The sequence below is a fragment of the Vibrio sp. SCSIO 43097 genome (assembly GCF_023650755.1).
Taxonomy (GTDB): domain Bacteria; phylum Pseudomonadota; class Gammaproteobacteria; order Enterobacterales; family Vibrionaceae; genus Vibrio; species Vibrio alginolyticus.
The window spans coordinates 1046822-1059432 of the sequence record NZ_CP071840.1; the positions used below are offsets into that span (position 1 = coordinate 1046822).

Genomic DNA, 12611 nt, shown 5'->3' on the forward strand with positions numbered 1-12611 from the left:
ATAGGACAAGCGCGGCGTAATTAAACTCCGCGCATGCTTGAAAATAGATTACTCGAACAGATCACCGTGGTTTTGGATCGCGCCTCTTACTTCACCTTGAGTTAACACGCGTTTGTCCAGTACCTCTTTCACCTGGTTGCCCAAGTCAACTAATGTATCTCGATTCGCTTGAGTTTGGCGTTTACCAGCACTTCTCAAGCAGTAATTTAGTTCGTGCTCTTCGCTAAAATTAACCAAATCCCTATCTGCTGCCATCGTGCTTTCTCCTTATTTGTTCTACTTTTTCCTAAGTCTGGATTGGATGTAGATAAATTCAAGTTAGATTGCACGAATTATGCTGGTGGATCACTGATGAACATTATGTTTGCCAACCAAGTCACGATTATGAAGCCTGGCTTTGATGATATTTGGTTTAGTGATGGTTGTGTCTTAATGCTGCTACCAAGGTAACTCAGTACCATCGTAGTTAATAAATCGACCTGAAAGCTGCGGTGTGCTCAGCTCTATCACGTTCGCTAGGCCTTGTGCGGAGGTTTGCGTATCTATCAAAGCATTTGGCCCGCCCATCGCCGTTTTTACCCAACCAGGGTGAAGCGCCAAAACAGTAAACCCTTCAGGTGTTAAATCATTACTTAAGCTTTTAACAACCGAGTTAAGCGCCGCTTTCGATGAGCGATAAATATAGCCGCCACCGGACGTATTTTCGGTCATACTGCCGACTTTTGATGAGATACAAGCAATCTTTTTTATCTTGCCTTGTTGTAAGCGAGGGTAACAGTACTCAACCAGTTTTAACGGAGCAATGGTGTTTACTTCGAAGACTTTACGCCATGCTTCTACGTCAGTGTTTCCAAAGCCATATCCCTTGGGGCCGTAATATCCTGCATTATTGATGAGTAAGTCGATGGCAGGGAGTTTATCGGCAAGCTTAGCGACTTGTTCGTAGTGAGTGACATCCAGTTCGTGCAAAACCAGATTACTGAATTGTGAGGCTAGAGTTTGTAGTTCTGAACTGTTCTCTAAGGAACGGCTAGTAGCATGTACTTGGTGGCCTTGCTTCAGGTACAGCTCAGTTAAGCTAAGGCCAATGCCGCGATTTGCTCCGGTAATAAAGACGGTTTGACTCATACAAACACCTATGTTTTTTTGATTTCAGTTGAAAGTCATTGTGTTAGTTAAGCACAATAAAATCAACCAACCACCACGCACCAACAACAAGAGATGAAAATAGGGACAGGGCACAAAGAGAGCCAAACAGTGCGCCGAGAATAGCAAAGAAAGTAGAATTCATATGTATATTAAATTTAATTGATATTGAAAATCATTATCAATTAAATTGCGTTTTATTCAACCCTTTAAGTTGATACTATTTCGTTACCATTGTTATTAAGAATTTCTCATGCTGCCATTTATCTACCACCCGATTTATTCTCAACTTGAGTTGCCAGAGGGGCATCGTTACCCAATTATGAAATACCAGTACCTCTATGAATCGGTATTGGTGCATATGGAGAAAGATAACTGGAAAGAGCACACGCAGTTTTTCCAGCCCGAAGCATTAACTGTTGGGGAAGTAAAACGTGTTCATGACGAGGAATACGTCGAGTTACTTGTTAGTGGAAACATGCCAGCTGCGAAGATGCGCCGAATAGGTTTTCCTTGGAGTGAGTCTCTCATTACCAGAACGCTAACTTCAGTAGCGGGCACGGCTCTGACCGCAAAAAAGGCACTTGAGTACGGTGTGGCCATTCATTTGAGTGGTGGGTATCACCACGCACACAAAGAGTTTGGCAGTGGTTTTTGTTTATTTAATGACTTAGTGATCGCGGCCAGGCAAGCGCTCGAAGTCGAGCATGTCGATAAAGTATTGATCATTGATAGTGATGTTCACCATGGGGATGGAACAGCAACTTTATGTGACGATGAGCCAGATATCATCACGCTTTCTTTCCACTGTGATAAAAACTTCCCAGCGAGGAAGCCTCAGTCTGACCTCGATGTGCCTATGGCGCGAGGAACAGGTGATGAGGATTTTTTAATGGCGTTTAAAGAAGTGGTCGATATGGCACTTAATCTTCATCGCCCTGATTTGGTTATCTACGATGCTGGTGTCGATATACATCAAGACGATGAGCTTGGATATTTTGATGTGTCGACGCAAGGGATTTTAGAACGTGATAGATTTTTAATGCAAACAGTGAAATCTCGAGGTATCCCTGTCGCAGCTGTCGTTGGAGGTGGATATCGAACGAATCATGCTGACCTCGTCCCAATTCATTTGCAGCTTATCAATGCCGCTAAAGAAGTCTTTATTGATGAGTAGATACAACTAGATGTAAATATCAAATTGATTCAACACTGGAACGAACGAAAAGGGCATTAATTTTTTGTGGGTTCTTTCGGAGTGTGGCGGAGTGCTTAGTTGCGTTCAAGAAGTGATAAGTGATTTGTACAAATCTTTTAAGTCTGGAGATGCAAAAAAGCCCGCTAATTTCTTAGCGGGCTTTTTCTAAAAGTGGCGGAGAGATAGGGATTTGAACCCTAGATACGCTATTAACGTATGCCGGTTTTCAAGACCGGTGCTTTCAACCACTCAGCCATCTCTCCGTTGTTGAGGCGCATAATATAAGGCTTTGAAAATGTTGTAAACCCCTAGTTGAACTGATTGGATGTTTACTGCGCAAATTTGTGGTTTGTGTTGTTTAAATAAACAAAAACTCCCCAAAAAGGGGAGTTTGAATAGTATATGGATTGCTAGGTATTAATCGTTTTTAGAATAAAAACGCTGTAACTCAGTTAAACCTTGCATCAAAACTGGCAACTTCGGTGCATCATCTCTAAGTCGTTTGTAGTTTTTGTCATACAGCTTGTAGTTGCCAAACTTATCGATCACTGTGGTTTGCGAGCTAGTAATTAAGGCAAGCTCGCGAGTATCGCCCGCCAAGATCCAGCGACGACGGCTTTCATCGAATAGGTTGCGACCACTACTGTAATCATATGGGTTGGAAGATACGCCGAGCATATCTTGCAACAGTGTAACCGAGAGGTCCAAGTGGCTTGTGCTGTGATTAAACTCGCCAGCCAGCATTCCAGGCCAATGGATCACCATCGGAACTTGTAATTGATAACGGCTGTAGTTGCTGTTTGCTCCCCAGCTGTTCGTATTGGTTTCGTTAAATTCACTACCGTGATTAGAAGTGATGATTACGATGGTGTTTGTCAGTTGTCCCGTCGTTTCTAGTTCATCAATAATACCGGCGATAGTTCTATCCGCCGACTTCACTGCATATTCATAAGCTTTTTTGAATCGCTCACTTGCGGGCATTTCTTCGTCATTATTTGAAGGAATCGATTCAAAATTATCAACGGTGGTGACTTCGATGTAACTAAACCATGGCTGACTTGCTTTCTCTGCTAACCATGTATTCCAGTTTGCGATAGATTGTTTATCGGTATGAGCTTGCGTGCCATCTAGGTCTTCCGCTAAGTTCAAGTCGCGGAAAATAATTTCTGAGTAGAGATCATCTTCAAACCCACTGCCACTGAATAAACCAAAGTTGTAGCCCTGATCTTTCAGTACATCGAGCAATACTGGGGAAGCACCTTGCGCCTTGATGCTTGATGCATAACTGGTCGGTAAGCCATAGAACAAACCAAAGGCCCCGTATGTATCATTACTTGAGCTGTAATGATTACGGAAGTTCTGATTGTTTTCAGCAAACTCATAGAGGTTAGGCATCTCTTCTTGGTTAAGCGCATCCGCTCGTAAATTGTTTATGCTGATCATCAACACATTGAGCTTATTAACTCGGCGGTTAAACTCAAGCTTTTCAAGAGGGTAGTTGACTAACTCTACGTTGCCTTCGTTTTCTGCCAAACGTTTTAGGTATTCCTCACGGTCAAGTAGACCATGTTTTTCCATAAAACTCTTCGCCGTCATCGGGTAAGACAAAGGGAAGTTTGAACGCTGGCTAGTAATTGGGTTGTAAAAATACGCATCTGCCCAAATGTAAACGAAATGGCTGGTCATAAAGCTGAGGAAAAAGACGGCCGCGAGAGGGCGTCCTACGTGCTTATGAGATAGTTTGCGCTGTTTTCGCCATACCCATTCGGATAGTGCGAGTTGAATAAGGAAGATCAGCGGCATCACAACAAATAAATGTTGTAGGTCAGTGCTGAGTGCACTTTTGTCTTCGCTGAATAGTAACTCCCAGACAACGGGAGTTAAGTGCAAATTGATCGACTGATACGCTTGGGTATCAATTAATAATATGGTTTGCCCAACGGTTGCGAAAATCACTGCCACCAAACGGAACAACTTCCGCGATGGCAGGATAAACGTCAACGGGAATAGAACAAGCAAGTAAAGTGCGAAAACTAGAAAGCCAAAGTGACCAACCCAAGAAACCGCCAGATAAAACTGACCAAGTAACGTCTCGGGCCAAGGAGACTGAACAATGTAGCGTGTGCCTATCAACATCGACGCAACGATATTGAAGAATGCAAACCAGTGACCCCAACCAACTAGTCGAGATACACGTTCGCCGTATGAGTTTCCGCTGTCTACCATGTATGTGTTCTATTGTCCGTGATTAGTGTGTTTTTGGTGTTTCTAAAGAAGACATCAGCGCCTGAGCAAATTTTTCAGCAATCGCTTTGCGTTGTGAAGCAGCAACACGTTGATTTAAGACATTGGTTGCGATATTTCCGGCAATCATTAGCGTCAACTCAGGAGAAGCAGCATGTTTTTCAAGAACTGTTGCTACTTCAGCAAGAATTTTTTCTACTTGCTCGTCAGTATATTTAGATGTAATCGGCATAAAGACTCTAATAATGATAGTAAAAGCGGCTTATGATAACCTACAATGCCCATCAACTAAAACCTTGTAGCAAGATAAAATCACTATGAGTCTTCATCTTTCAAACGTTATTCTGCATCAACTGTGCAAAAACGATCAGGACGAGCTGGTTGTAAACTTTCGTCCAGCATCATTAGAGAACGATGCATCTACAGAAAACTTAGTCGCTGAGCTTCACCGAGTATTCCATTCTAAAGCTGGTAAAGGTTTTGGCGCTTTCCAGTCAGACAGCGAATTTCAATTTTGGCTTCAAGAAATGCGCAAAGGAGAGCGAGATTTTTACGACTTCTCACAAATTAGTGCAAATCGCTTGAAAGAAGAGTTGATTAAGTACCCATTTGCGGATGAAGGTATCTTGGTTTTCGCTGAGTATCAGAGTTTAGCAACGGACTACTTGTTCATCGGTATCTTACCAATGAATCAGAGTTTAAAAGTGACCGAAGGTTTGGACATCAGTGCGACAGATTACTTAGATATCACCAAAATGGATATTGCCGCACGCATCGACCTGTCGAGCTACGAGACCGACAAGGAATCCAATCGTTATCTGCAATACATTAAAGGACGCGTTGGCCGTAAAGTGGCGGACTTCTTCCTAGATTTTCTGCAAGCGGATATTGGCTTAGATACTAAACAACAAAACTTAGTGTTGATGCAGGCGGTGGATGATTTTTGTGCTGACTCGAAGCTAGAAAAGCAAGAAGTGAACGAGTACAAGAAACAAGTTTACGACTACTGCAATGAGCAAATTAAATCCGGTGATGAAGTTCAAATCTCAGAACTTTCCGGAGAGCTTCCTCAAAGCCAAGATGGCACGAGCTTTATGGATTTCACCAAAGAGCAAGGGTACGAACTTGAAGAGTCTTTCCCAGGTGATCGTGCGACGGTTCGCAAACTGACTAAATTTGTTGGAGCTGGTGGTGGTTTGAATATTAGCTTCGATAGTCTCTTACTTGGCGAGCGTATTTTTTATGATCCAGAGACGGATACCTTAACGATTAAAGGGACGCCTCCAAATCTAAAAGATCAGTTAAGTCGCAATTAAAATCATATCGTTAAATAAAGAGAGCAAACGGCTCTCTTTTTTTATGTGAATAAGAAACATCCATAGTATATGCTTGTAATTAATGGAGATATGCGAGGGGCAAGTGTTGCTGAAGCTAAAAGAAGGAATACGGCGGTTTGTTTGGTTCTGGTTCGTTTTGTGGAGTGTTTTAGCACTTGGCATTTGGCTGCAAGCCAAACAAACGATTCAAACGATTTCGACTGTAAATGAGTTAGGAAGTAAAGTTGAAGAAGTCAGGCACTTTTTTAACTTCGATCTGCCTTACCGTGTTAAACACGTCGACCAAATTTCACTGAAACTTCAGTTGGCTTATGCAGTTCGCTTACAGCTTGAAAGTGAGTTTTCTGAAGGGAAAATCACACCAGACATCACTCAATTGCTTTATACGACCGACCGATTTTTAGAAAGTGCTCGAGCTTTTGTAAGAAGTGACAGTGAATTGGTTTCGTTAGCTGAACAGTTACGAAGCAGCCGTGCTCGAACAGAAAACTCTGAGCAAATTCAGGCAATGTACTATCGCTTAGGTGCGCTTGTTTTTGAGTCTGTCTTTAGTGACTCTGCAACGAATAGCGATACTTACCGTGACTTAGACCGACTTTTTATTGAATCAGAGGCGCTCTCTCCCGAAGAGCGAAGCGCTCTTCAGCGCCAGCTTGCTCAAACCTCAAGCGCACTATCTGCTCAGGCACAGGGCAGTTATTTATCTAATCAACTGCTTAATCCAGATTTCCCGAACCAGTTAACTTCGATAAATGATCAGTTGGAACAGAAGCTAATGACTTTTATTGTTTGGTTGTCTGTAATCAGTGGTTTGCTCCTTTTCCTCATTTCATGGGGAGCCTTCTCCCCAAAAACGATTCAACCGATACCACTACCCAGAACCGATGATAAAAAGTCAGAGCAAGTTGGCGATGATGAAAATGGAGCTAACACTGTTCCCTCAGCTCAGTCTGAAAATTTTCAAAACGTCCAAATGAACGAAGAAAGTTGTAATGAGGTGAATTCATCACAAGTGGAAGTAGTGGAACGTGAGCCGTACATAGATATCAATAAAATGTTAGATTCTCTGTCTGGTGACGAGGGCGCTGTGCGGATGTTACTGGAGGTCTTTATTCAGGATCACTCTGGCGATGGCACTAAAATGTATCAGCTGTTAGAAGAGGATAAAGAGCAAGCGCAAAGAGCCGCACACAGTCTTAAAGGGGTCTCAGGGAGTTTAGGTGCAATGCCATTGCACTGTATTTCGGGTGATATTGAACTGTTGATTAAACAAGGGCAAAAAGTGCCGGAAGAGAAGTTGGCATGTTTAGATGATGTCCTAAAACAAACCATACTTTTTGCTAATAATGTTCTCAATAGTGAAAAGATAACAGAAGCGCTAACAGATTGATATTGCTCTGACTTAATGTCATAAGAGTTGAGGTAATAAAGGCTCGAACTATATGACTTAGTTCGCTTTATTCCTGTTCTATACAATTTGTTAAAGGTGTTTTCATGTCCGTTCGCCGAATGTCTTCAATGATGTTGATAGGGCTGGTTATGATGCTTTCAGGGTGCTCCCTGCTCGAAGTCAAGATCGAGAGTCAAACCGTCCCTCTTACCAAACAAGAGCTCAATATGCGTCTTTTGACTCGTGAGTATGCGCAGCAGTTTTTTGCTCAGGTTGAGCAAGCAGCAGATGCACTACACGAACAATATGATCCTCATGATAAAGTTCATCAATCTTATATTTTACTTTGGAAGATAAATGCTGAAGAAGGCATCCAAGCTTCTGCGTATCAAGTGTCCCCAATGGCTGCACTGATTGATACATGGACTTTCACGCTACAAATGGAACAGTTTTTTATTACCGCTTCTGGTAATGAGCTCTTTGCGTCTGATGAGGCCAAGTTAGTTTCCGTTTATTTAGCGAAAGAGGTAGATAAACTGGCTCAATCTTTATTGAAGAAAGAAGCATACATCAAGACACAAACGTTTGTTGCAGAGTTCGCCAAGCAGCATCCATTCGCTGATTTAAGCATGATTAGGACTCCGGCTTACCGTAGGTGGTTAGATGCAAACCAAATTAGCGAAGAGGAAGCCGTTACAACGCTAGGCACGATGCCAGAAGCACTCGGGGATGTCTCTGATCGTCTAAGTCTGGTATCAGAGCAGACACCAAAAATTATGACGTGGAAAGCGCAGTTGTTGGCCTTGAATAGCTCTGCCAGTATCGAAAAAGTCAATGCGGCGCTCAATAGTTTGCAAGTTACCGCTGATTCGATGAGGGATTTTATCGATAACAACCCAGAGTACATGCGCTATTTGGCAGAACAAATGGCGCTGGAGTTACAACCTTTGGTTGACGATATCGATCAAAGGACGGAGGCGCGTTTATCTCAGTTGGGTGAAGAACGCCAAGCTATAGAGCTGATGGTTGCCAGAGAGCGCCAAGAAATCGCACAGATCATTACCCATGAGCGCGAGAAGTTTGCTCAAGATATGGATCGAGTGTCGCAAGAGGTTGTGAATCTCGCCATGACTAAGCTGATTGAACTTGTCAAAAGTACCATCATCTACTTTATTCTGTTCATTGCCGTTATATTCTTTGCACCGCTTGGATTGGGCTATTGGTTTGGGAAGCGTGCAGCCGTGAAAACGCCAGTCAAACAAAGCTAACGATTTGTTTTGGAAATAAAAAAAGAGCGCTTTAAAGCGCTCTTTTTTAGTATTGAATTCGGAAGGGAGGTTCTTCCTATCTCTGCGAAGTTAAGCGGTTTGTTGCTTTAATTCGCCTTCAGCTTCTTCAACTGCTTCTGCTGTTGGTTCGCACTTATCAACAAACCAACCCATGTAAGAAGTGAAGATCGTTACGATGATACATACAAAACTCAGCCACATGAACGGGGCATAAGACAGTGTAGCAACACCCAAAATACTGGCCATGTAGATACCGTTGTCACTCCAAGGGACCATACCTGAGGTTAGCGTGCCGCCAAATTCTGCGTTACGAGACAAATTCTTACGTTTGTAGCCTAGACGGTCATAGTTCTTCGCACAGATTTTTGGGGTCAGAATAAGTGAAACGTACATCGCTGAACCAAATACGTTGCCCATAAAGGCCGTACCAATTGTGTTTGTTGCCAATGAACCTGCACTTTGAACGCGTTTTTCAAACAGCTTCGCGATAGTCTCTAGCACGCCTACTTTATCTAGTAGACCGCCAAAACCAAGGCCGAATACGATAACCGCTACCGACCCAAGCATTGAAGACATGCCGCCACGGTTAAGGATTGAGTCAATGAAATCTACGCCAGATGAGATTGCAAACGGAGCCCAAGCCGTGTTGAACGCGGTTAGGAAATCGACATCTTGGATCATCACTGCCCAAATAATACCTAGCAGAGAACCAAAACTGATCACTGGGAATGAAGGCATACGCATCGCTAGAAGTGACAATACGATGATCACAGGAACAAATGAGTAAGGGGTGATGTAGAACTGCTGTTCCATCGCTTTAATGACAGAGTCTACCTGGCTCATGTCAACTTGACCTGCGTAGTGGAAGCCAAATGCAGTAAACATAATGCCTGTAATAATGTAGCTAATGAGTGCTATCGGCAACATGCCTTTAATATGTTCCATCACTTCAACGTTAGACATAGATGAAGCAAGGATTACTGAATCCGATAGAGGCGACATTTTGTCACCAAAGTAACAGCCTGAAAGTACGGCACCTGCAGTGATTGGCGCAGGAACACCAAGACCTTGACCGATACCCATCATTGCAATACCTGCCGTGCCAGCCGCACCCCAAGATGTGCCAGTCGCTAGCGCAGTCAATGAACAGATGATCATGGTCGCGAGCAAAAAGATGGAAGGGTGGATTGCTTTAAGGCCGTAGTAAATAATGGTTGGAACAATACCACCAGAGATCCAAGTACCTACAAGCGCGCCAACGGCCAAAAGGATTAAAACGGCTCCAAGTCCATTGGAAATGCCATTTAGTGCTGCTTTTTCCAGATCTTTATACTGATGGCCAAGCTTTATGCCCAATATCATGACAATGAACCAACCGATGTATAGCGCTAGCTGAATCGGTAGGTCTAGCTTGGCTGTGAACGAAAATGCCAGCAGGAGAAATAAACCGAGCGAGATAAATACCTGTATCAAGCTTGGTAGGCGTGGTGTAACTTGCTTCATATGTGCCTCTGTCAATCTTGGAGCAATAGAGGAAGGCGCTCCTTGTTGTAATCGCGCATAACATACATTAACAAAAATTATATTTCGAACATTTGGTGTTTTATCTTGATGTTCGTCGGTAAAAACGTTTGCTTGTGAAATTAACTGTTAGTTTGTTTTAACTTTTTTGGTTTTAAATGTTGTGTAATGTGAAATTATTGTGCTTCATGTGTTATTTTCTCATTGAGTGGTAAGACCAATTAGGGGACTAAAGTGCTTTCCCTACTTGAAAAAATGGTTAAAACCGCAAACCAAACACTAAAAAATCTCGTGTAACCCGGTTTTTCAGAGGAAAAGGTTAAAAAACGCGCTTATTTACAAAATAGGGGTTGAGATTTTGCTGTGAAAAATTAACTATGGGGTAGGTTTTTTAATACATGGAGAGTTAATACGATGAGAGTTGGTTTAGTTGGTTGGCGCGGTATGGTTGGTTCAGTCCTTATGCAGCGTATGGTTGAAGAGAAAGACTTCGACCTAATCGAACCAGTATTCTACAGTACTTCTCAAGTTGGTATTCCTGCTCCTAACTTAGGAAAAGACGCAGGCTTACTGCAAGACGCGTATGATATTGAAAGCTTAAAACAGCTTGATGCGGTAATCACCTGTCAAGGTGGTAGCTACACAGAAAAAGTTTTCCCTGCACTTCGTCAGGCTGGTTGGAAAGGCTACTGGATTGACGCGGCCTCTACGCTACGTATGGCTGAAGATTCGATCATCACACTTGATCCAGTGAACTTAAAGCAAATCCAACAAGGCATCCACGGTGGCACGAACACATTTGTCGGTGGTAACTGTACGGTTAGTTTAATGCTAATGGGGCTAGGTGGTCTATTTGAGAAAGGCCTTGTTGAGTGGACAAGCGCAATGACTTATCAAGCCGCATCTGGTGCTGGTGCGCAAAATATGCGTGAGTTGATCTCGCAAATGGGCGTTATCAATGACTCTGTTAGCTCTGAACTTGCAAACCCATCAAGCTCTATCCTAGATATTGATAAGAAAGTTGCGGATACAATGCGCAGCGGCTCTTTCCCTACCGATAAATTCGGTGTGCCACTAGCTGGTTCGTTGATCCCATGGATCGATGTGAAGCGCGATAATGGTCAGAGTAAAGAAGAGTGGAAAGCGGGCGCTGAGGCGAATAAAATTTTGGGTTCTCAAAGTTCACCTGTTCCAATTGACGGTACTTGTGTGCGTATTGGCGCGATGCGTTGTCACTCTCAAGCACTTACTATCAAGCTTAAACAAAATGTACCAATGGACGAAATCGAAGAAATCATCGCCACTCATAACGATTGGGTGAAAGTGATTCCTAACGACCGTGACATCACTGCTCAAGAGCTAACGCCGGCAAAAGTTACGGGCACAATGTCTGTACCAGTGGGTCGTCTACGTAAGATGGCAATGGGTGATGATTTCCTAAATGCTTTCACTGTTGGTGACCAACTGCTTTGGGGTGCTGCGGAGCCATTGCGTCGTACTCTGCGAATTATTCTGTCTGAGAAAGCATAATCACATCAATCCTTTATTTGATGACAAAATAAAAGAGCTCCTTAGGGAGCTCTTTTTTCATGCGTCGTCTTCCGTTCGAACGACTCTTTTGTCTGGATCGGCCAGTTCACTACCACAATGTTTACAGTAAATTGCGTCAGAGTCGTGCCCTGCGTGGGAGCAGTTTGGGCATTTCACCAATACTTTGTGCGATTGCATCTCTTGGTGTAATTCGGCAGTGAAAATACCTGTAGGTACCGCCAAAATGGAATAACCCAGTAACATGGTGAGTGATGCAAGCCCTTTACCTAGGTCTGTTTGAGGGACCAAGTCACCATAACCAACCGTTGTGATGGTCACGATCGCCCAATAAATACTTTTAGGAATGCTAGTAAATCCGTTTTCAGGTCCTTCAATGATAAAAATCAATGAGCCGAAAATCGTTACCATAATGGCGACGGAACTAAAGAAGATAAAAATCTTTCTGCGCGCCATAAGCAGTGAACGTAAGAGGATATTGGACTCTTGGAGGTATCGGACTAACTTGAGTATGCGGAATATTCGCATCACTCGCAGCGCCCTGATCACACCCATAAACGAAGCGGATGGGAAGAAGAGTGCTAAATAGGTGGGCAAAATCGCAAGTAAATCGACGACACCATAAAAACTCTTTGCGTAGGCGGCAGGTTTAGGAGAGCAATAAAGCCTTAGAAGGTATTCAATCGTGAATAGGCCAGTAAATGTGTATTCAATAAACTTCAGCTCTTTTTCCCACTCGGCCCGAACGGAGGGTATCGAATCTAACACCAGTACGATTAACGAACTGATGATCGCGATAATGAGAGCAATATCGAACGTTTTACCAGCTTTGGTATGAGTACCAAAAATGGTGACATATAGAGTATGTTTAAGAGAGTCAGTCGTCATGACAAAGCGATCCATTGTTGAATCGCTCTATCATACAATTTTATAGAAAC

General features: G+C 43.1%; 11 protein-coding genes and 1 tRNA gene. 5 read left to right on the top strand and 7 right to left on the bottom strand.

Translation table 11 applies throughout. The features are described from left to right. Nucleotides 1–48: 48 nt before the first annotated feature. Together J4N40_RS04980 and J4N40_RS04985 are read right to left on the bottom strand one after the other, a co-directional pair. Nucleotides 49–255, bottom strand: a complete 207-nt coding sequence (locus J4N40_RS04980; RefSeq protein ID WP_005380717.1) for a hypothetical protein — start codon at nucleotides 253–255, stop codon at nucleotides 49–51. A 183-nt stretch (nucleotides 256–438) separates the two neighbouring features. Beyond that, complete coding sequence (locus J4N40_RS04985) at nucleotides 439–1128, bottom strand: SDR family oxidoreductase (RefSeq protein ID WP_206949290.1); 690 nt, start codon at nucleotides 1126–1128, stop codon at nucleotides 439–441. A gap of 271 nt (nucleotides 1129–1399) precedes the next feature. Between J4N40_RS04985 and J4N40_RS04990 the strand changes: the two genes are divergently transcribed. Beyond that, nucleotides 1400–2323 (top strand): histone deacetylase family protein, encoded by a 924-nt coding sequence (locus J4N40_RS04990; RefSeq protein ID WP_250654396.1) that lies wholly within the window; start codon nucleotides 1400–1402, stop codon nucleotides 2321–2323. Nucleotides 2324–2516: 193 nt separating this feature from the next. On the opposite strand, the gene J4N40_RS04995 is transcribed toward J4N40_RS04990, so the two are convergent. The 3 genes from J4N40_RS04995 to J4N40_RS05005 all read right to left on the bottom strand — a co-directional run bounded on the left by J4N40_RS04995 (nucleotide 2517) and on the right by J4N40_RS05005 (nucleotide 4820). Then, nucleotides 2517–2607, bottom strand: a tRNA-Ser gene (locus J4N40_RS04995). A gap of 154 nt (nucleotides 2608–2761) precedes the next feature. Continuing rightward, entirely contained in the window at nucleotides 2762–4570 is a 1809-nt protein-coding gene (locus J4N40_RS05000; RefSeq protein WP_250654397.1) for a DUF3413 domain-containing protein, read from the bottom strand. Nucleotides 4571–4592: 22 nt separating this feature from the next. Beyond that, nucleotides 4593–4820, bottom strand: a complete 228-nt coding sequence (locus J4N40_RS05005; protein WP_005380722.1) for a YejL family protein — start codon at nucleotides 4818–4820, stop codon at nucleotides 4593–4595. 85 nt (nucleotides 4821–4905) lie between these two features. Between J4N40_RS05005 and yejK the strand changes: the two genes are divergently transcribed. The 3 genes from yejK (at nucleotide 4906) to J4N40_RS05020 (ending at nucleotide 8583) form a co-directional block, all read left to right on the top strand. Next, nucleotides 4906–5904, top strand: coding sequence for a nucleoid-associated protein YejK (gene yejK / locus J4N40_RS05010; protein WP_005380723.1), 999 nt, complete (start codon nucleotides 4906–4908; stop codon nucleotides 5902–5904). 82 nt (nucleotides 5905–5986) lie between these two features. Continuing rightward, entirely contained in the window at nucleotides 5987–7315 is a 1329-nt protein-coding gene (locus J4N40_RS05015; protein WP_171345871.1) for an Hpt domain-containing protein, read from the top strand. Nucleotides 7316–7419: 104 nt separating this feature from the next. Continuing rightward, nucleotides 7420–8583, top strand: coding sequence for a thioredoxin domain-containing protein (locus J4N40_RS05020; protein WP_250654398.1), 1164 nt, complete (start codon nucleotides 7420–7422; stop codon nucleotides 8581–8583). 90 nt (nucleotides 8584–8673) lie between these two features. Here the strand turns inward: J4N40_RS05020 and nhaC are convergent, their stop codons facing one another. After that, the gene (gene nhaC, locus J4N40_RS05025; RefSeq protein WP_171345873.1) at nucleotides 8674–10107 is read right to left on the bottom strand and encodes a Na+/H+ antiporter NhaC; all 1434 of its coding nucleotides are present in this window, start codon (nucleotides 10105–10107) and stop codon (nucleotides 8674–8676) included. A gap of 432 nt (nucleotides 10108–10539) precedes the next feature. On the opposite strand from nhaC, the gene asd reads away from it, so the two are divergent. Then, complete coding sequence (asd, locus tag J4N40_RS05030; protein ID WP_005380727.1) at nucleotides 10540–11655, top strand: aspartate-semialdehyde dehydrogenase; 1116 nt, start codon at nucleotides 10540–10542, stop codon at nucleotides 11653–11655. 57 nt (nucleotides 11656–11712) lie between these two features. Here asd and J4N40_RS05035 read toward each other — a convergent pair whose 3' ends face one another. Beyond that, on the bottom strand, nucleotides 11713–12576 hold the full coding sequence (locus J4N40_RS05035) for an ion transporter (protein WP_005380728.1): 864 nt from the start codon (nucleotides 12574–12576) through the stop codon (nucleotides 11713–11715). Between the last annotated feature and the right edge of the window lie 35 nt (nucleotides 12577–12611).